Origin of the sequence: Pseudomonas wadenswilerensis, assembly GCF_024749185.1 — a bacterium.
Taxonomy (GTDB): domain Bacteria; phylum Pseudomonadota; class Gammaproteobacteria; order Pseudomonadales; family Pseudomonadaceae; genus Aquipseudomonas; species Aquipseudomonas wadenswilerensis.
Genome location: NZ_CP087191.1, coordinates 5437896 through 5456945, shown reverse-complemented (window position 1 = coordinate 5456945; position 19050 = coordinate 5437896). Strand labels below are relative to the sequence as shown.

The window sequence follows — 19050 nt, the reverse complement described above, 5'->3', positions numbered from 1 at the left end:
ACCTGACCATGCTTTCAACTCGCAAGCCCTTCTTCACTGCTTCCAACGGCCGGGCCGCGCTGCTGCTGGCGGCCGGTTTCAGCACCGTCCTGCTGACTGGCTGCGCCAGCTCGCCGGCGTCCAAGGTCGGTGCGACGACCAAGGTCGAGTACTACCCGAGCTGCTACGAGCCGGTCCAGCACCTGCGCGCCACCGATTCGGACATGACCAAGTCGGTCGCAACCGGCGCCCTGATCGGTGCCGTCGGCGGCGCGCTGACCGGCGCCCTGACCGGCAACTCCGACACCCGTGGCCGTAACGCTGCCATCGGTGCTGCCGGTGGTGCCCTGGTCGGCGGTGCGGCCGGTTACTACACCGAGCGCCAGAAGCAGATCAGCGACGACAACCAGCGCATCGGCTCTTACGCCACCGACATCAACAAGAGCGCGGCCGACATGGACCGCAGCACCGCTTACGCCAAAGCCTCCCAGGCGTGCTACCAGCGTGAGTTCGCCAACCTGATGGATGGCCGCAAGAGCAACAAGATCAGCGATGGCGAAGGCCGCAAGCGCCTGGCGGAAATCATCGCCGGCCTGCAGGAGTCGAACAACCTGATCACTGCGGTCAACGGCCGTCTGGGTGAGAACCTCAACAACTACACTCAGGCTTACGAGCAAGACCTCAAGCAGGTCGGCGTACCGCGTAACGACGTGGTGATCGTCGCCGAGGCCCAGGCGCCGGTGCTGGCCACCGGCAACGCCAAGAAGACCAACACCGGCAAGACCAAGACTCCGCCACCGGCGAAGAAAAAGCTGCCAGAGGTACCGAAAGAAGCCGTCGCCACCGAGAAGACCCTGCAGGACGCCAATGCCAAGAAGGCTGAAAGCCAGAAGGTTGCCAGCGCCGGCCAGAGCCAGGTCAACAGCATGTGCAAGAACCCGGACATGGGTGACTGGGCACCGGTGCCTTGCCCTAACGTGTAAGGCCTGAACAGCAGCGTCGCCTGGCCTTGTGCTACAAGGCCGGGCGACCTGTGCGCCGTTTCAAGGAAGACCGTACATGAGTGAGTTACTCAACCGACTGGATAGCAATCCATCGCAGTTTTTCGCAAGGCAGCGCATCGAAAGCCGCATCAACCTGCCGAAACTCTTTGCCGCCATCGACGCCGATCCAGGCATCGTCGGTGCCGGCGTGGTGTATATCGATGCGGACTACAACGTGGTGACGCTGCGTGAGTTTCAACCCATTTGCAGTGTGTTGCCCAAGCGGGTGATTTTGCGTGAGGCGAAGAAGTATCTGGCGCCTGCGCAGTTCATCGAAGAGCTCAAGACCAGTCCGCGTGAGTCGCGAGTGGTTAAAGAAGCACTGAACGCAACGCTTTCCTGTACCGGGGCAGTTCTGGGATGGATCGTAGTGTTTAGCGGCACGGTTGCGGTGCCGTTCACTGCCGGCACCAGCCTGGTGCTCACTACAATGGGCGCCGCAGCTGCAGCGGCCAGTACCACCCAGTGCATTTTCGGCGGGTACAGAACTTTCAACGAAGTGGTGAACCCTGCGGATAACGACGAGCTGGACTCTTACGAGTGGTACCAGAACATGTCGTCAGCGCTGGATGCTGTGTCGTTGATGGGGGTAGGGGCCTCTGGGCTTACGACTTTCAAGTATCTTCAAGTGCGCAAAGCGGCTACCGGAAGCAGTTGGTCTGAGCTTTCCAGAAACCTGAGCCGTCAGCAGCGTAAAGCACTTACCGATGAACTGCTTTCGCTCAAGCACCCGTCGCTAACAGCCAAGCAACTACGGCTCAAACAGAGCACCGGTCAGTTAACCAAGCGCTACACGCCAACCGAGTTCAAGCATGCAACCCAAACCCTGATCAAAGACTCCTTGGGTGCTGGTGCTGGGTTTGTGGGCAGCAGCAGAGTGCAAACGATCGCCGTAGGTTTGTATGAGGAGTTTGAGCAATGACGCAGTCGCTGAGTTTGAAAGTGTTTCTGGCACAGTACTTTCCAGCGTTCATCGTCGCCTTCTTTATGATGTGCTTCTCGGCTTCCTGCACCGTGGCGCTTGCTTCCAATACCTATTTCAAAGGTATTGAAGATCGAGTGTTCAAAACCTCCATGGTTCTGCTGGCGCTTTCTGTGGTGGGGTTTCTGAGCCATTTTCTGATGGTAAGGGGTCGCGCTTGGGCGGTTTGGGTCATTGTCGGCTTGTTCGTGGCTTGCCTGTTAACAGTGTTGCCCAGCTACGGATATCGGCCTCATATGTTTGTCTACAGCACCGGTCTGCTATTCCCTCTCATCGGGTTGTTGATTCTGAACAGCAAACGGCATAGGGAAATGCGTGCCTATCTGGTAGCGATGCGAAAGGAGCGTGTTAAGCAACGGGGCGAAGCTCGTGCAATCAAGGCACGTCGTTGAAGGGGGGAAGTCCCAAATGGTTCATCTCCATGACGTACCAGGGTTTCTTCGCCGTTACTTTCCGACCTTTATCTGCGCTTTTTTGTTGGCCTGCTTCTCCTGCGCGTTGACAGCGGTAGTCGTGGTCGATGGGCATTTTGCCAGTGTGACAGAGCAGGCCAACTACACCGTAGTACTCGTGATGATCGCTTCATTGGTGCTTTGTATAGGCAATATGCTTGTTGTCCGCGGGCGTCCTTGGGGTGTCTGGGTGGTTGTTGCGTTGTTGGTTGCTAATCTGCTGGCGTTGTTCGTTAGCTATGGGCCGCGCTCCAGCAATCTGCTGTTCCTGGTTATTACGGTTCTGTCGCTGGCAGGGCTTTATGTGCTCAACAGTCAACGCCAGCGAGAAATGCGCAGTCGTCTGGTGACGATCCGCAAATCGCGTAACAAGTTGTTCAAGGCCATGCGTGCCGGCAATCGGCAAAACCATTGACTCTGGTTAATATTTGCACAATCGCCACTCCCTAAACTGAGGCCTCTGCACCCTCAAAGGGGGACATGGCATGACCATTATCGTCACCGGCGCCGCCGGTTTTATCGGTAGTAATCTGGTTCAGGCCCTCAACCAGCGCGGCGAAACCGAGATCATCGCGGTCGATGACTTGAGCGATGGCGACAAGTTTCGCAACCTGGCTGACTGCGAAATCGCCGACTACCTGGACAAGAACGATTTTCTCGAGCGTTTCGCTCGCGGCCAGTTCGGCAAGGTACGCGCCGTGCTGCACCAGGGCGCTTGCTCCAGCACCGTCGAAGGCGACGGGCGCTTGATGATGGACAACAACTACCGCTTCAGCCGCGACCTGCTCGACGCCGCCCAGGCCCTGCAGGTGCCGCTGCTGTATGCCTCGTCGGCAGCGGTGTATGGCGCCGGACGCGACTTTCGCGAACAGCGTGAATGCGAGCGGCCATTGAATGTTTACGGCTACTCGAAATTCCTTTTCGACCAGCGCGTGCGCCGGCAACTGCCACAGGCGCGCAGCCAGATCGTCGGCCTGCGCTACTTCAACGTCTACGGCCCCCACGAACAGCACAAGGGCGCCATGGCCTCGGTCGCCTTGCACTGCTTCAACCAGTACCAGACCGACGGCAAGGTCAGCCTGTTCGGCAGCTATGGCGACTACCCGAGCGGCGGCCACCTGCGCGATTTCGTGGCGGTCGAGGATGTGGTCAAGGTCAACCTGTTCTTCCTCGACCGGCCACAGTTGAGTGGCCTGTTCAACGTCGGCAGCGGTCGTGCCCAGCCTTTCAACGATGTGGCACTGGCAGTGATCAACCACCTGCGCGAGCAGCAGGACCAGCCGCCGCTGTCGCTGGAGATGGCCCTGCTGGAAGACATTCTTGAATACAGCGAATTCCCCGAGCACCTGCGCGGCAAGTACCAGTGCTACACCTGCGCCGACCTTGAGCGCTTGCGCAGCGTTGGCTATCAGCAGCCAACGCTGACGGTGGAGCAGGGTGTGGCGGGCTATTGCGAGTGGTTGCAGCGCGCGCATTAGCTTGTTGCTGGCGCAATGGCCTGCGAGTTACCGCCACTTCATTGTGGACTTGTGCGTTTCCCGCCTTGCCATTTCGGCATGGTGAACGTTAGGCTTCCCCGGTCGCTGCAAAATCAGCGATCGGGTTTGGTCGCCCGTACAGCAAATTGCAAAAGCTCCCATCCACGAATGCTGACGGATTTTCGTCTGCACATTCGTGCTATGGCGGCTGTGCGCGGGAGGCATTCGTGCCTGCCGGGTTTGCCTTTTGCCCCGGTCGACCAACCTGCGTACAGCTGTCACCCAATTTGTTTGGTCGCAGACGGTGACAGCTCCATTGCAAAAGGAGCTTCATAATGACAAAAAAGATAGTTCCGGATCCTCCCGAATCCCTCCTTGGCAAGACTGCCGCAACTCCCTTCGGCTCCTGTGGTGCCGGACATCCACCGTTATTCGCTGTGCGTGATGGAATCGAGGCTGAAGACGCTTTGGTTCACGTTTCACTCTTGCTGCAAGGCATCTATGACACCGCTCAGCAGGCATGTGAGCACATCGATGGCCTGCCCAAGAAGGGGCTGCTCTGGTCAACCCTGCATTCGGCTGAAATGGCCAAGGGGTTGGTGGATGCCGTGCTGGACGGGCTTGAGAGTGAAGCGCTGAGGCGCAAAGGCTTGGGAAAGCCTGTCTGATCTAGTCGACGATGCGAGAGGTTTGTCTTCTCGCTTCAGGGCTGCTCGGCAGCCCATCGTCCAGGAGCGTTGTTGATCATTTTTCTGGGAAATTCGGGCCATGCTTTGCCCGAGATCTCAGGTACCCAAGCAGTGTCAGCACGCTCGGCCAAAACAAAGTATTCAGCACATCATGAAGGCTCGCCTGCCAACGCCAGTAGCCCAGGCTATGCAGGTCATCCCACCCGTCGACTATCTCGCCCACGCAGGCCAGGGCTAATGCACAAGACCAGGCCAGATAGGGCCTTGGTTGCTTGCTGATGGCTGCAAGGGTGACGAACACCACCATACCGAAGTAGATATGCAGCGCGTCTTTCGAAAGCCCGGTGGCCGAGACGATAGACGGGATTATCCAGCAAGGTATGTGTGGGAGCGGGACTTGCCCGCGATCGAGCGCGCAGCGGTCGCAATTCAGACGCCACCTGAGGAGGCCGAATTCACCGGTCTCATCGCGGGGCAAGCCCGCTCCTACCGAGGCGGTGTAGGCTGTGCAAACAAAAAAGGCCCACCTTGCGGTGAGCCTCTTTTTTACTGCGTATGGTGCGGCACCAGACGAACGGTATGTTTCGGCGAGAGTAGGTTTTTCGGGCATCTGGAGTTCGCTGGAAAATTCGGCGTACCCCAACTAGTAACTATAAACAAATCAGCTAGTTATGGAGTTCGGTGGAATCGAACTCGGGATTTTTTAGATGTCAGCACGTTGTCGGTCTGCAAGTAATTCAGAGCCGCATACGGAATGGTAAACCTCCCGAATTCGAACGTTGTTGATCATCCCCTCCGTCGAGAATAGGTAGGAATCCGCCAAAAGCTGCCGTGGCGACAGGCAGCAGACGGCCAGAAGCTGCCATTCGCGAATGGCTCCCAGGGCTGAGAGAGGCTACACGGCACGCGTTCGTGCTCCGCTTGCATATCGCAGCGAAATAGACATTGAAGTCATTGGCCTTGATAGCACGCTGCCACCCGTCTATATTCCAGCAGCCGGCATGGAAACGTGCAAAATCTCGGCCTATAGGCTCGAAGCTCAACAGACACGACCCCATGGACACAAAAGAAAACTTCAATACCATATTAAATCTCATTGCTCGCCAGCCTTGGATTGGAGATAAAACTTCTGAGCTCAGCCATGTGCTATACGAGGAATGCAAATGCGCCAATTCCCGCGAGATGCTAATAAAAATCCTTGACAACTTCTCCTATCTATCAGCTCAAGAGTATAGCGAGAAATTAAACTCGTTAGCTGAAGAAGTTATGTCCGAAGCTGGTTACGAGGATAACGCTCAGATAGTAGCAATGGCAGCTGACTCTGGCCCAGACAGCTCGCAAGAGCTTTTATATAACTTAAAATATATTTTCACCAAAAGGGAGTGGCATAGCTTTTGCGGTGTGAATACGTTTGGCGGGGCTCTAAAAAACTTTAAACGCACTGGGCGTAAAAAAATCTATATTATTGATGACTTTGTTGGTTCAGGCCAGACCGTCATAGGGCGCTATAAAGAGCTAACAAGTGTTTTCACTAATGCAGGTGTGGCCGATTTTTCGATTACTTTCAAAGTGTTAGTTTCAACTCTTCACGGTGTTGAGGCAGTTAGGGCGGCTGGAATCGAAATCTCTGCTCAACTCATAATTAAAAAGGCCATTGATGGATGTTTTCCGGAAGAGGTTGCGGCTCAATACCGATCCTTGATGGATGATTTAGAATCAGGTCTTTCCCAAGATTATGAAGGCATAAAGCTGCCAAAGCTTGGGTACAACGGCGCTCAGGCCGCTTACTGTCGAGAGGCTGCGAATACTCCGAATAGCGTATTTCCTATTTTTTGGTGGCCATTTTATATTGACAATCAAAAACGAAAAACCATGCTTCACAGAGCTATGAGGGATGCATGATTAAATACACTACGCCCAGCATGCTTCGTGCAGACTTTGTGATAATGAAAGTTTTGCAGGAGTCATTATCCGGCTTGCAACCATATACAATATTAAAACGCAGCAAGCTCTCTGGCGAAATATTTTTCAAGGTGTTCAGCGCTCTAGCTGCAAAGAAATTAATAGTTGAACACGACTCTCTTATTCACTTAAGTCCGGCAGGAAGAGAAGTATTTTTAGCAGGTTCCGGAAGGGTGCTATCAGGCCGAAAAAGCTGGCGACAAGTCCCTAGCGAAATGAAAGGTCGCAAAATTCGAGTTGACGACTTCTACGTGCCTAACATCTATCTACTAGATCAATGACCTAGGACATAATAGAATTTGTTTTTTTGTTTGAATTTCTGTATTCTCACCTTCGCCCACAGAGGCTAGTACGTTGGAGTGCAGTCGCTCCCTAGGTTAAGGTGTCCGATAACCGATATTGCAACCACTGGCGGTGAAGCATACCAGTGGCTGCAATGCTACAACGCTTCGCGTTTCCGCAAACCGCAAGGCGCACAAAAGCGGGCTTCGCCCACTTCCGCACGCCTCGCGGTTTAGAGCGCAAGTCTAGAAGGTAGCCATCTGTGGGCTTATTATGAAAATAATAAATGAATGGAAGCACTTTTTTTTAAGTCGCGGAATCCCTCAAAAGACAATAGATCAATACCTTGATCAAATAAAGTCACTTACAGCATCTAACTCTCCAATCATATTCGAGGTTGAGCACTTATCCCTGTTGCTTGGAATAGAGTATTTAACCATCCAGGCAATGATAAACGGAACCCCCAGATTTTATAGGGAGTTTACTATTAAAAAAAGAACTGGCGGTAATCGTACTATACATGCCCCCTACCCCAGTCTTCTTCAATGCCAGGATTGGATCTACCAAAATATCCTTCTCAACTGCGCCGTTCATGATAACGCGCACGGCTACATTCCTAAACGATCAATTTTCACTAACGCAAGCCCCCATCTTAACTGCAAAGTTTTGCTTAAGATGGATCTAAAAGACTTTTTCCCATCAATAGGAATTGGTTGGGTAATAAATCTTTTCTCAGGGCTTGGTTATTCGCACGGCGTGTCATACGCACTGGCGTCTTTATGTTGCAACAAGGGCTGCTTGGTTCAGGGCGCGTCTACAAGCCCCTACCTTACGAATATTCTGCTGCATGGGTTGGACGAACGACTGGCCAAATTAGCATCCAAGAGCAACTTGAAATATACCCGTTACGCTGATGATATGACCTTTTCAGGTGGCTACATCTCGAACAAACTGCCCGCACTTATAGAATCTATAGTGAGTGATTATGGGCTTGTAGTGAATGCTACAAAAACTAGATTAATGATAAACAAAAACAAAAAAATTGTTACAGGCCTGTCAGTTGCTGCTGACAAACTTAGAATTACTAGAGAGCTCCGGCGCTCCATAAAGCAGGCGGTGCACTATATCGAGCGATATGGCTTTCTCTCTCATGTGTCACAAGAAAAAATCAAAGACCCGTTTTACCTAGATTCTATTTTAGGAAAAGTTAATTTTTGGTTGCAAGCGGAACCTCATAGTTCCGATGCTAAGATTTGTCGCGACATATTACTACCTCATTTCGGTAAAAATTATCAGGCATAACTACTTCGTAGAAATGTCTATAGCCCACCTTTTGCACTCCACTAACTTTACAAGTTGCTAACGACCGCTATTGGCCGATTTCTGTCTGTCGCCACCCTCAGTTAGGTGGCTTGGGGCTGGCGACCAGTTAAACATTGAGAGTTAGATGGAGTGATGGTGTTAAATCCAGTCAGGGATACGGCTATCGCCCCCTAATGTTCAGAAAATATGATCCGGGTACATCGAGGTAACTGACCATGGCCGTTTTGATGTTCTGCCCCGGCAGTGACCACTTCAGCGAAGCCTCTGCGCTGATAGAGGCGTTGTCCATATGGTTTGCACCCCTGCCGAACAAGGTCACGGTCCGATCCAGCACTCAGTGTCAGGCGGCAAACCTTCGGTTTCAGAAATCCACCGACGGATGAGCAGCCGGCGCGACGAGTTGTTGTGATCGTCGAACAGACTCCGCTGTTCCGGCGAAGGCTCGACTTATTAGGCAGATTTCTGCACCCATACCAACAACCAGTAAATAGACCAATAAAGCAAAGTTGATGCTCCAACAAACATCAGCCCCCAAACTACAGCGAGCTGAAGTTTGCTTGGCTGAATGGCGGGAGTAATATTTATGTACTTTGCCGCCATTTCATCTGACTTGCAGTGAGAGTGAATTTGACTCCATAAGCTAGGAGGAAAATACAAGTAAGAAATACTTATCTGCTCGCCAGGAACTAGGGTGGGAATAACTATCTCGGCTGAGTTATCTTTGCCTCTGATGATTTCATGTGCAAGTTGAGGGTGAATTTGAAAAGCCGGCAAGAAGTAATGACCAATGCGTACATTATGCGCAGTTCTCTTCCCGGCATTGCGCACGACAATGCTGTGAGTATTGACGTTCGTGTTTTTTTCATCATGTAGAGGTATTGCTGAGGAATGAACAAGATAGGTTATAAGTTTTGGCCTTGCCTCAAGGTAGCTCTTAACAATTAAGCCAACTATAGCTGTAAGAGCTGGCGCCAGCAGCTTGGCAAAGACATTAATATCAAATTCCATCTATTTTCCCTGGCTAACGCTTGGTAAAAGGGCGGGCTTTAGCCCGTCCCGAGTGAGAGAAGCGAACGGCCTTGAACCGTTTGTTAGGGATCATGAACCAATTACTGCTTTACATACAGGGCATGAGCGACTCTTTGTATTTACTCTGTTGGTTAGGCTCTTTTTGTTTTTTGAATCATAGCACGCGGAGCAGTATAGACCTTCTTCGCCTTCAAATTTATAGCAGCCCCATTTGATGGAGGGCTTCTGCTTGCTCTCTGGACTTGCGGCCTTTAAAGCTCGTAAATTTTCTGTTTGATTTGCAAGCTGGGTTTTTAGGTCTGCAATTTGAAGCTTCGCGTCAGCAAGCTCGTTCGATAGATCTGCTAGTAAATTTTTGAACTCCGCTTCCGACAGATTTTTAGATATGTCGCGAAGCCTGCTCACTATGGAGATGGAGTTGTTGATTGTTGATACGATATCCATGGAGTCTCCTTGGATTCCTAGTGATTAAGCTAAGGGGCGCGCGGAACGCGGTCCCAGTGAGTGAAGCGAACGACTTGAACCGTTTGTTATGCGTGCTTGCTAGCTGCTTAATTTCGGTATTATTTCGAAGGCGTACTCATGTTGAGAATTTATAATGCTGTCGAGGACTTCATAATTTCCGTTCTCTAACTTAACCACAGGAAGTTTCACTGAGATCATGCCACTTTTACTATTATGAGCCACTTCAAAAAGCCATGCCAATGCGCCATGTTGATCTTGCTCATAGGAGGCGACAGACATTGGGATCTCGGCATGCTCGGATTCCCATTCAAACTCGCAATCCAGACCAAGACGTACAAATTCGTCATCATAATAATAGTAAAGGGTATCTTCGCCAGCATTACTAAATGATGCCTTTCCCACGCCATCTTCGCTGGTCGCTGAGTTAAGTAAATCCTGCTTGTCTCTAACTGAAAGCCTGCATATATCCAATAATGAAATCATGTTTGTTTTGTCTAGGGACCATATCTTGTCACCAAGCTCATGCTGTAGTGGCTTTAGCCCTAGCTTTGCAATTTGGCCTGGCCCAACATACGGCCTTATGCTGCGAATGTTTTTGATGTTTATATGATGATACAGGAAGATAAACTTTATAAAATCTAGTGGAATCCTTTCCGGCGATAGATCCTTTAATGTGACAAGAAATATTTTCGAGCCGGATTGTCCAGCTTTCTCCTTGATGCTGGAAGCAAAGTCTTTTCTAGAAACACATATAAGATGTTGAGCTCCAACATCTTCAATTTTTCCTAGCCAGCCACGGAAGGTATTGATGTCGACTTTAGAGTTGCGATCTTGTACTTCTACAATTGTAAGTGTCTCTCTGGGAGGCGATCCATTTCTTATCACAATGTCACACTGAGCAGTGTGGCCTTGCGTTGAAGTCAACACCGGAAGAAATACGTTTTGTTCTATTCGTGCTGTAGGTGAGATAGAGCGCTCAATTATCTCTACAATCTTTTCAAGGTCATCACCTGGCTTGCTCATTCTTGCTTCTCAAAAGATTATCTGTGGGCAGTAAAGATTCAGCGCAACAGGTCGACGCTACCGATTTGCCACTAGTTTGTCCACAGGCTGCTTTTGGCCGTTTTCTGACCTTCGTTTAGAGGTTGAACTGCCAGGATTTTCCTAAGCGATGAGTGAGTAATTGCATGGTCAGCAAATAGTAATAGCGCGTCGATTGAGTGTGCTGGTTTAGGTGGTGATTCAAAAACCACGCAAGGTGTTTTCTCTGCCAAGTCCATGGATTGTCGCGTTGCCAGCGCTCAGCGATCGCTGTTTGGATGGCCTTCGCCTGACGCAGGTGGCGTTGGCGCGTGGTATGCGACCCGGTCAGGACACCCGTCAGGAACAGATCCATATCGAATACCGTGCTCATGCGCGACCACCAATGTAAGCGGCCACCACGACGATACGGTTGTGCCCCAGCTCATAGCTGATTTGTACTCGGGCTTCCTGATCGAGACGTCGGTCGAGTTGATAGCAATGGCCACCGTTGATGGGGGCGGGATGGTGGGTGATTTGCTCATAGCGTTCGCACGCATAGGCTGCCCGCAATTCGTGGAAGCCTTTGAGGATGTACTGATGGAGGATGTCCCGTGCAGGACGGACGATTCCCCGTTGGAAATCGAGGTAGGTTTCGTTCGGTGCAAGTAGGTTGCGGCTACCGTCGGGTGAGACCTGTTCGGCGAATCTCAGCGCCTCGCGAATATGATCATCCGCCCTGATCCAGCGAGGTGCCGAGGCACCTGAGCGGCCCCCCTTGGTGCCATCCTGGATGTTGATCTTGCCGTATTGTTCGGCCTCACGTTTTAAGCGCGGAAGGTCGGCCAAAATGGCCTCACGTAAGCGCATGCCGGTGGCTCGCGCTAATTGAGCGATGGCCGCGGCACGCGGCTGCTGGTGTGCGCAAAGCACCTCTACGACCCTCTTCACATGTTCGCGGTCTTGGCCTTGCGGCACCGAACGACGAACACTGGTGCGCCGCATTCCTAGCGCCTTGCTCGGACTCGGTACTTTCAAATACTGATCACCGCGAAGCGCTGCCAGGGTCCGATTGACGCTGGACAATCGGTTTTGCGCAGTGGCGATGGTGAGATCGCTGCGCTCAACCAGGTGACGCAGATGCTCCGCGTAATCCAGCAAGGTCTGCCGATCAATCTGCCGTGCGTCATTAATTCCCGGGCCATCCTCCGACCGACACCAGCGTACAAACGCCAGCCAACGATCACTGTGTGCTTTGACCGTCCCGTAATGCCCGCCGCCAAACAGATCACGTAGCGCCTGTGGCCCGGCATAACTCAGTTGCCGGCCATAGCCAAAATTGCGCCCGTCACGTTTACCTACCAGTGCCATGATCAAATTCCTGTCGAAGCCAAATCTTTGAAGCTTTCCCCACGTCATCCCGCCAAGAATGTTGAGTGTTATCAGGGATCAAGGCCCCTGCGACCTGTGAGGGTTGTCCACTAACGCGGGACTGGCGGCTCTTTACGACCGGGAGCTTGGGCATCTCATGATCTGGCCTCCTGAGCACTTCCGAAGAAGTGGGCGGGTGGAGGCTGCGCTGGCTGACGAGACCAGCGCCGCGAGATCCTGAGTCGGGTGAAGGCAGTGAAGCGATGACCGGGGCATGCCTGACTGTCAGTCAGGTACAGTCCATTCCTTGGGCTGCGGCACCATTATCTGCATCGCTGTTGCTGGTGACTTCGGTGTTTGTCACGCCGATTGTCACGAGGGGGAATGCCGCAAAGCCTTGTACGAGTTGGGCTGCAGCAGCGGTAGGAGCGCCCGTCTCTTTCGGGGGAAAGAGACGGGCGCAGGTTGGCGCAGTGAAATGGCCAAGCGGGAAGGTTGCTGCAGGGCAGCTGGGTAGGGGGATGTATTTGCCGCAATGGCAACGATCTGAAGTAGGCATCCATCACTCGGTGAGTGACCGTGCGAGCCGCCGGGCGCTAATCGCACTTTGGGTGAACCACCACGGTGTGGCGTAGCCTTAAAGGTTCTGGCTACTTGGGTTGCTGTCAAAGACAGCGCTTTGCCCGATCTTTTCTACGCCTGTGGATAATTTGGGTCAAGGCTCGAATTTTCGGGAATTCTGCGGCTGTGGATGAAATTATCCACCGGTGGAAATCTATGGTTTTCCACAGACAATTTGCGTGGGCTTTAGATTTTTTAAATGAGGTCCATCCAAGCAGGGCGGCTTTGCAGCCCCGCTTGGATGGACCCGCGTGGAAGGGCGGACAACGGTGATCTCATAGGCTTACCCACGTTTGGATGCGCCACGGCTATTTTGTAGGGCCGTGATGTTGTCGCCGACAGGGTGAGCGAATTCGTGGGGTGTCACATGCCCATGGCGGTTGGCGTCGATGTAGTTGCTCCACCACGCCATGATCAGCCTGCGCTGTTCGAGGAATTCGGCCTTGTGGATATACGCGGCACGCACGCGGTTGCGTTCCTTATGGCTCATTTGTCTTTCGATGGCTGCGTCGGTCCATAACCCGGACTCCAGTAGGGCGCTACAGGCCATGGTCCTGAAGCCGTGGCCGCACACGTCCTTGCTGGTGTCATAGCCGACGTTGCGGAGCATGGTGTTCACCGTGTTCTCGGACATGGGCTTCCAGTATTTGTGGTCTCCCGGTAGCACTAACTCTGAAAAACGACTGAGGCTGCGCAGGCGCTCCAGTATTTCGATGACCTGCGGCGATAACGGAACCATTTGAATGTCGCCGTTCATCTTGGTCCCACGTGTGGAGTTGCGTACCCCTTCAATCGGTGCGCGTGTATCGGGGATTTCCCACATGGCGCGTTGGAGGTCGAACTCACTCCATCGCGCGAAGCGCAGTTCGCTGGAGCGGACGAATACATGCAACGTCAACAGGACGGCGAGGCGCGTTAGTTCGCGGCCGTTGTAGTTGTTGATACGGTGCAGCAGTTCGGGTAGGCGGTTGAGAGAGAGGGCTGGGCGATGGACTGTGCGCGGCGCGTGAAGCGAGCCTGCCAGATCCAGTGCAGGATTCATGGTGATCTGCCGGGCTCTTTTGGCCCCGCGCATGATGGTGGATAAGTAATTCTGTACCCTTAGCGCCACATCCATGGTGCCGCGTTCCTTGATGCGCTGAGTGATCTCTAGCAGGTCGTGGGTATCGAGTTCAGCGATGGGGCGTTGGCCGATCAGTGGGAAGACGTGGGTACGCAGTCGGCTCATCACGGTTTTTGCGTGTCCTTCGGTCCAGCGACGGGACATGTCGGCGTGCCACTCCAGAGCAACGGTTTCGAAAAGCAGTGCCGCACGCTGGGCTACGATCTTGGCCTTCTTCTTTTCTTCCATTGGGTCGAGATTGTCGAGCAGCAACGCCTTGGCTTCGTCTCGCTTACGTCGTGCGACGGAAAGGGTAACGATGGGGTAATTGCCGATGATGAGCGTCCCTTCCTTGCCGCTGGGCTTGGTGTACTTCAAGCGCCAGGTCTTCACGCCATTGGGTTTGACGAAAAGGTACATGCCGCCGCCGTCGAACAGTTTGTAGGCGCGTTCGCGGGTTTTGGCCGTGCGGCATTGCAGGTCGCTGAGAGGGATCGCTAGACGTGGCATAGGGGTACGCGCTCCTGACCGGAAAATCGCAGTACCCCTAACATACCCTCGGGGAAGGGGGATTTTGTTGGATCCCGACGGAGGGTCCTGGAACGAAAAAACCCGCCAAAGGGCGGGTTTTCGGGGCTTCCAGAGCATTCGGTGGAATGCAGTGGAGCCTAATGTGGTGCCGGCACCAGGAATCGAACCCGGGACCTACTGATTACAAGTCAGTTGCTCTACCATCTGAGCTATACCGGCACAGGGGCGTCATTATAGCGATCAGTTTGCGTCTGTAAACTACTTCTGCAACATTCCTCGCGATGCCCGGTTTCAGCGGCTATCGCGAGGTGTTTTGTTACCAGCCGCGGTGCATTGTGGTGGCGCTGGGTTCGGCTTTGGTGGGGTCGAATATCAGCGGTTTGTAGCGGCAATCGTGCTTTTTACAGTGCTCTCGGCAGCCGTGCTTTTTCTTGCAGCTGTAGGCCGGGCCCGTGTAGCCCTTGTCGCCGTATATCTGCATCTGCGGGATTTCCCAGCCAGACATCGGGGCGTAGTCGCCGGTGGTGCAGCCGCTCAAGTAAAACGCGCACGCCAGCAGGAGGAAGGATCTGATAATAGCCACAGGCAATTCCGTTTGGTCGAAGTGTCAGTGTTTGTGTGTGTCGAGGTAGTGCTGGATGGCGCGGTGGTCGCGGCTGAAGTCCGGCCCAGGGAAGCTCTGGGTGCCGTACATCTGCATGGGCGGTACTTGCCAGTCGGACCGGGGTGGCGGGACTTGCCAGTCGGACATGAAGGCGCAGCCGCTGAGGTAAAACGCGGACGCAAGCAGGGCGATGGATCTGATGATATCCACAGTCAATTCCGTTTATTCGAGGCGTCAGTCTTTGTTGAGGATGCGGTGGATGGTGCCGCCGCAGGACTGGTAGCAGCTGTCGTAGTCGCTGCCGCACGAGTAGCTAGAGCCGCTGTTGAACGGGTAGCTGGGGTAGTAGCAGCTTTTGCGCGCTTCCTTTTTGCTCTTGCCGGCCTGGCAAAGCTGGTAGCTTCTGTAGTTGGCCTGGTACAGGGCCTGATCGCTGTTTTCCTGCAGGCGCGCCATCTGTTTGCAGTGGTTGCGTTCCATCGAGCAGGAGTTGATGCAGTTCATGCCCGCCATGCTTGGCGGTGGGGAGTATCTATAGGTGTAGCTGGGGCCGCAGCCGCCGAGCAGGCCGACGGCCAGCACTAGCGCAGCGCGCCATTTGAGTGAATTGCTCACGAGTTGCCAGTTCCTTGTTCATTCCTCGCTGAACTCCAGCAGGTCACCTGGCTGGCAGTTCAACGCGCGACAGAGCTTCTCGAGGGTTTCCATCTTGAAACCCTTGATCTTGCCGTTTTTCAGCAACGACAGGTTCGCCTCCGTAATACCGATAATCTCGGCCAGATCCTTGGAGCGGATCTTGTTCTTGGCCATGACTACATCGAGTCGAATAATTATCGGCATAGGGGCAAGCTAGACATAACAGTTGTGTTCATCGCTGATGGTTTTGGCGTCACGCATGAGGAGTGAGAAGGCGCACAGGAAGATGCCTTTCATGATCTCGTAAACCGCCTGGGATGATACACCGATCGATACGCTGAAGCTTCTTTCGCCTTTGGGCAGGTCGATGGAGAACGCCAGGCCCTGCAAGGTGCCGATCATCGGCCAGACCATCGGCAAGCCGATGCACAGCAAGCCCACCCACCAGAGCATCTTGATGTTTTGCGTCGTCCAGGTTTCGCCCCGCGACAGGCGCAGGAAGAACAAGCCGGTCAGGTACAAGGCAAAAGCCGAGAGGCTGGCGGGGATCAGTTCCAGGCCGATCACCAGGCCCAGGGCCAGGTGCGAAGGCTGGTAGTCCGGGGCCAGCAGCAGCGGCATGTTTTCACCAAAGCTTTGCAGGTAGGCGCCTTGCACCTGGGCTTTTTCGAACACCCACAATAGTACGTTGCCGCCGAACTCGACGATCCCTGTACCCCAGGCGAGTACCGCGGCGAATGCACCGATCACTCGCAGACGCGATCTCGCGTAAGCCACTGTCTTACTGTTCATGGTTTCCCTCCGTGCTAGTTGAGCGGGGTGCATTATTTGTGAAAAATTATCGTATTACAATAATTAATTGTGATTTTGGTAGGGGTGCGGCGTTTTGACACGAGGGCAGGAGAGGGGTGTCAGAGGCTGCGCGGTGGCTGAATCGCTGGCAAGCCAGCTCCCACAGAGCCGGCCTTGTCGGCGATGGGGGGCGCAGCAGCCCCAAAATGGCCGGGTAATATAATTTACGAACCTTTCTGTAACCTTTAAGGGCTTTCACCTAAATACGGACTGAAAGACGCGAAAATTAATTAGTCATTTTCTATCGATTTGACTTTAACGATGCCTTGAGCTAATTTGTTGTTCATTATGTTGAACACTAAAGCGTTTCCGCTCCTCACCTCCCGCCTGGTTTCCCGTGAACGTCACTGGACCGGCGACCTCTAGCGCCTCCCCCGACAAACAGCCTCGTTTCTCTTTTTGTCTGCAGCCGTCAGCGCGATTTCGCTCGGCTTGTGTCGCCCGTGGGAGGGCATCATGCGTTCCTGGATCTATCTGTTTATCGCCATCACCGCTGAGGTGATCGGTACCGCGTCGATGAAATTCGCCGCCAGTCATTTCCCGATTCTTGGTCACGGGTTGATGTACCTGATGATCGGCCTGTCGTACTTCTTCCTGGCACTGGCGGTAAAACGCGTGCCGGTGGGCGTGGCCTACGCCCTCTGGGAAGGCATCGGTATCGTGCTGATTACCCTGATCAGCGTCACCTGGCTGGGCGAGAGCCTGGGCCTGCTCAAGGCCACCGGCCTGGGTGTGATGATCGCCGGTATCCTGCTGATCAAGTCGGGTACCCGCGCCGCACCTGCCCCGCGCAACATGGAGGCCCTGCCATGCTGAGCATGAACTGGATTCCCTTCGCCTGGCTGGGCCTGGCGATCGTGCTGGAAGTGATCGCCAACCTGCTGCTCAAGTATTCCGACGGTTTCAGAAAGCGCGGCCTGGGCATTGCCTCGATTCTCTGTGTGCTGGCCGCCTTTACCGCACTGGCTCAGGCTGTGCGAGATATCGAACTGTCGCTGGCTTATGCCATCTGGGGTGGCTTCGGCATCCTCGCCACCGTGGCCATGGGCTGGGCGTTGTTTGGTCAACGCCTGGTGGGCCGTGGCTGGTTGGGGCTGGCGCTGTTGCTGGTGGGCATGAGCCTGTTGAAACTGGCCTGATTCAGCCTGCTTAGCGCTATTCGCGCGAAGGCTTATGCACAAGCCGCATGCCAAGCAGGTGCGCATTGCATCGGACCAACGCCCGCCGTTGGTCTTTGCGCAAATGGCTGTTTTTGCTGGCGATTAATCGGTGAACAAAAAATGACCAGCCAGTGAAAGCGCTTGGATCCACGAATTTGCAGGGGTTCGACGCAAGGTTGCGCACAGACTTATCCACAGGCTGAGCACCTTTACTGACGTTCGGCCAACAGCATCAGGTTGCGTGGCGTGAGAGGCTGTTCACAAAACACCCCGAGCTGTACCTGATAGGACTGTTCCTGCAGGAACAGTGCGCGATCCAGCACCAGCCACAATTCCAGCGGGCGGCGGAACAGATTGCGCAGCAATTCCAGGTTGCGCACCTGGGCCAGGCGCTGCCAGCCGGCGGCTTCCAGCGCGGGCCAATCGGGCTCGGCACCTGCCTGCAACTCTTTGAGTTCAGCAAGGCCCCGGCAGTAGTCGGCGAACGGCTTGTGCAGCCAACTGACCGGTAGCGAAGGCGTTGGCAGGTACTCATCCACCCCACGCACCTGACGTTGCCACAGATCGAAACCCAGGCGCCTGGCCATGGATTGGTCACGCTGGCGGCGCACGCGCGCACCAGCGGTAACCGTTTCGCTCAGCGGCAAGCCAAGATCTTCGATCGACAACTGCAAGCCAGAAGCCTTGGCGGCTGTGGATAACGGCTGGTACTGCGGCGCCTGGATGCGGTTGTAGCAGCACGGTGCGATGGCCAGTTGGCGGCAGCCCTGCTGGCTGGCCAGTTGCATCAGGCGTACATGCAGGTCGCCACAGGCGTGCAGGGCGACTGCCGTGTGCTCGGCATTCAGTTGCAAGGCGGCGTCATTGGCCAGTACATCCTGCAGGCGGTGTTCGGCGGGCAGCTGATGATGCTGGCTGAGGGCGATACCGGCTTCGACCAGCGCCGGGTCGAATTCCAGGCAGGTCAGTTGCTGGCTGTGCGGCTGCAACAAGCGCCGGCCCAGATGGCCCTTGCCTGCGCACCAGTCCAGCCAGTGTCGCGGGTTGTGGATAAAGCCCAGATGGCTGGCGAAGGCTTCGATCTGCTGCCATTTGCGCCCCGGCACATCGACATTCAGGCGAGGGCCTGCCGCGGGCAGAGCAACGGTGGATAACTCACCGATGGCAGACAGCTCTGACGCCCGGCGCGCCAGTTGTGGAAAAGGGGCGGGGGCGTCTAGCTGCTCGGGGTGATTGTGCGCCGCCTCAGCCTCGCTCAACGAACGCTCGCGCAACCAGTGGGCAAGGGCGGGGTGCTCGGCTTTCCACGGCTGTTCCAGCTGGGTGAATGGCCGTGGCCGCCAGAGTGCCTGGTGCTCGCGTAGAAAACCATCCAGCGCCTGGAAGCGGCTGAGCAGTTGGTCACCGGAAAGAGGAAAGGCAGTGGTCATGAGCGGATACGAAAACGGGGCTGAGATCAGCCCCGTTAT

General features: G+C 54.4%; 24 protein-coding genes and 1 tRNA gene. 11 read left to right on the top strand and 14 right to left on the bottom strand.

Translation table 11 applies throughout. The features are described from left to right. Window positions 1-8 precede the first annotated feature (8 nt). The 6 genes from tagQ to LOY45_RS25110 all read left to right on the top strand — a co-directional run bounded on the left by tagQ (window position 9) and on the right by LOY45_RS25110 (window position 4602). Window positions 9-962, top strand: coding sequence for a type VI secretion system-associated lipoprotein TagQ (gene tagQ / locus LOY45_RS25135; RefSeq protein ID WP_115084894.1), 954 nt, complete (start codon window positions 9-11; stop codon window positions 960-962). Between the two features lie 76 nt (window positions 963-1038). Further along, window positions 1039-1944, top strand: coding sequence for an Ssp4 family T6SS effector (locus LOY45_RS25130; RefSeq protein WP_134064791.1), 906 nt, complete (start codon window positions 1039-1041; stop codon window positions 1942-1944). Beyond that, window positions 1941-2396 (top strand): hypothetical protein, encoded by a 456-nt coding sequence (locus LOY45_RS25125; protein WP_258578526.1) that lies wholly within the window; start codon window positions 1941-1943, stop codon window positions 2394-2396. Before LOY45_RS25130 ends, LOY45_RS25125 begins: the two co-directional genes overlap by 4 nt. A gap of 16 nt (window positions 2397-2412) precedes the next feature. Beyond that, on the top strand, window positions 2413-2871 hold the full coding sequence (locus LOY45_RS25120) for a hypothetical protein (RefSeq protein WP_258578525.1): 459 nt from the start codon (window positions 2413-2415) through the stop codon (window positions 2869-2871). Between the two features lie 70 nt (window positions 2872-2941). Then, entirely contained in the window at window positions 2942-3934 is a 993-nt protein-coding gene (gene rfaD, locus LOY45_RS25115) for an ADP-glyceromanno-heptose 6-epimerase (protein ID WP_258578524.1), read from the top strand. A 335-nt stretch (window positions 3935-4269) separates the two neighbouring features. After that, window positions 4270-4602 (top strand): DUF3077 domain-containing protein, encoded by a 333-nt coding sequence (locus LOY45_RS25110; RefSeq protein ID WP_258578523.1) that lies wholly within the window; start codon window positions 4270-4272, stop codon window positions 4600-4602. Window positions 4603-4678: 76 nt separating this feature from the next. Here the strand turns inward: LOY45_RS25110 and LOY45_RS25105 are convergent, their stop codons facing one another. Further along, window positions 4679-5101 carry a hypothetical protein gene (locus tag LOY45_RS25105; RefSeq protein ID WP_244211874.1) on the bottom strand — a complete coding sequence of 141 codons (423 nt, stop codon included), beginning with the start codon at window positions 5099-5101 and terminating at the stop codon, window positions 4679-4681. Window positions 5102-5679: 578 nt separating this feature from the next. Between LOY45_RS25105 and LOY45_RS25100 the strand changes: the two genes are divergently transcribed. From LOY45_RS25100 to LOY45_RS25090, 3 genes are all read left to right on the top strand, one after another. Beyond that, window positions 5680-6525 (top strand): phosphoribosyltransferase-like protein, encoded by an 846-nt coding sequence (locus LOY45_RS25100; protein ID WP_258578522.1) that lies wholly within the window; start codon window positions 5680-5682, stop codon window positions 6523-6525. Continuing rightward, window positions 6522-6866, top strand: a complete 345-nt coding sequence (locus LOY45_RS25095; protein WP_185754785.1) for a hypothetical protein — start codon at window positions 6522-6524, stop codon at window positions 6864-6866. Before LOY45_RS25100 ends, LOY45_RS25095 begins: the two co-directional genes overlap by 4 nt. Window positions 6867-7140: 274 nt before the next feature. After that, entirely contained in the window at window positions 7141-8169 is a 1029-nt protein-coding gene (locus LOY45_RS25090) for a reverse transcriptase domain-containing protein (protein WP_080925314.1), read from the top strand. Between the two features lie 471 nt (window positions 8170-8640). On the opposite strand, the gene LOY45_RS25085 is transcribed toward LOY45_RS25090, so the two are convergent. The 12 genes from LOY45_RS25085 to LOY45_RS25030 all read right to left on the bottom strand — a co-directional run bounded on the left by LOY45_RS25085 (window position 8641) and on the right by LOY45_RS25030 (window position 16361). Next, a complete protein-coding gene (locus tag LOY45_RS25085; protein ID WP_038978440.1) occupies window positions 8641-9198 on the bottom strand; it encodes a hypothetical protein in 558 nt (185 codons plus the stop codon). Between the two features lie 90 nt (window positions 9199-9288). Next, complete coding sequence (locus tag LOY45_RS25080) at window positions 9289-9663, bottom strand: hypothetical protein (RefSeq protein WP_038978441.1); 375 nt, start codon at window positions 9661-9663, stop codon at window positions 9289-9291. A 99-nt stretch (window positions 9664-9762) separates the two neighbouring features. Continuing rightward, entirely contained in the window at window positions 9763-10707 is a 945-nt protein-coding gene (locus tag LOY45_RS25075) for a hypothetical protein (protein WP_258578521.1), read from the bottom strand. Between the two features lie 115 nt (window positions 10708-10822). Further along, window positions 10823-11098: a hypothetical protein gene (locus LOY45_RS25070; RefSeq protein ID WP_046040835.1), complete on the bottom strand. Its 276-nt coding sequence runs from the start codon at window positions 11096-11098 to the stop codon at window positions 10823-10825. Continuing rightward, window positions 11095-12075 (bottom strand): integrase domain-containing protein, encoded by a 981-nt coding sequence (locus tag LOY45_RS25065; protein WP_258578519.1) that lies wholly within the window; start codon window positions 12073-12075, stop codon window positions 11095-11097. Before LOY45_RS25065 ends, LOY45_RS25070 begins: the two co-directional genes overlap by 4 nt. 904 nt (window positions 12076-12979) lie before the next feature. Next, complete coding sequence (locus LOY45_RS25060) at window positions 12980-14308, bottom strand: tyrosine-type recombinase/integrase (RefSeq protein ID WP_258578518.1); 1329 nt, start codon at window positions 14306-14308, stop codon at window positions 12980-12982. Window positions 14309-14472: 164 nt separating this feature from the next. Then, window positions 14473-14548, bottom strand: a tRNA-Thr gene (locus LOY45_RS25055). 97 nt (window positions 14549-14645) lie between these two features. Beyond that, window positions 14646-14912 (bottom strand): hypothetical protein, encoded by a 267-nt coding sequence (locus LOY45_RS25050; RefSeq protein ID WP_115084901.1) that lies wholly within the window; start codon window positions 14910-14912, stop codon window positions 14646-14648. Window positions 14913-14936: 24 nt separating this feature from the next. Continuing rightward, window positions 14937-15143, bottom strand: coding sequence for a hypothetical protein (locus tag LOY45_RS25045; protein WP_258578517.1), 207 nt, complete (start codon window positions 15141-15143; stop codon window positions 14937-14939). 24 nt (window positions 15144-15167) lie between these two features. Continuing rightward, complete coding sequence (locus tag LOY45_RS25040; RefSeq protein ID WP_115084903.1) at window positions 15168-15548, bottom strand: hypothetical protein; 381 nt, start codon at window positions 15546-15548, stop codon at window positions 15168-15170. 18 nt (window positions 15549-15566) lie between these two features. Beyond that, window positions 15567-15773 (bottom strand): helix-turn-helix domain-containing protein, encoded by a 207-nt coding sequence (locus tag LOY45_RS25035; protein WP_010221299.1) that lies wholly within the window; start codon window positions 15771-15773, stop codon window positions 15567-15569. Window positions 15774-15782: 9 nt separating this feature from the next. Continuing rightward, window positions 15783-16361 carry a hypothetical protein gene (locus LOY45_RS25030; protein WP_010221300.1) on the bottom strand — a complete coding sequence of 193 codons (579 nt, stop codon included), beginning with the start codon at window positions 16359-16361 and terminating at the stop codon, window positions 15783-15785. A 516-nt stretch (window positions 16362-16877) separates the two neighbouring features. Between LOY45_RS25030 and LOY45_RS25025 the strand changes: the two genes are divergently transcribed. Together LOY45_RS25025 and mdtI are read left to right on the top strand one after the other, a co-directional pair. Then, the gene (locus LOY45_RS25025) at window positions 16878-17237 is read left to right on the top strand and encodes an SMR family transporter (RefSeq protein WP_258578516.1); all 360 of its coding nucleotides are present in this window, start codon (window positions 16878-16880) and stop codon (window positions 17235-17237) included. Further along, on the top strand, window positions 17231-17560 hold the full coding sequence (gene mdtI, locus LOY45_RS25020) for a multidrug/spermidine efflux SMR transporter subunit MdtI (protein WP_258578515.1): 330 nt from the start codon (window positions 17231-17233) through the stop codon (window positions 17558-17560). Before LOY45_RS25025 ends, mdtI begins: the two co-directional genes overlap by 7 nt. 230 nt (window positions 17561-17790) lie before the next feature. Here mdtI and LOY45_RS25015 read toward each other — a convergent pair whose 3' ends face one another. After that, window positions 17791-19011: an SAM-dependent methyltransferase gene (locus LOY45_RS25015; RefSeq protein ID WP_258578514.1), complete on the bottom strand. Its 1221-nt coding sequence runs from the start codon at window positions 19009-19011 to the stop codon at window positions 17791-17793. Window positions 19012-19050: the final 39 nt, after the last annotated feature.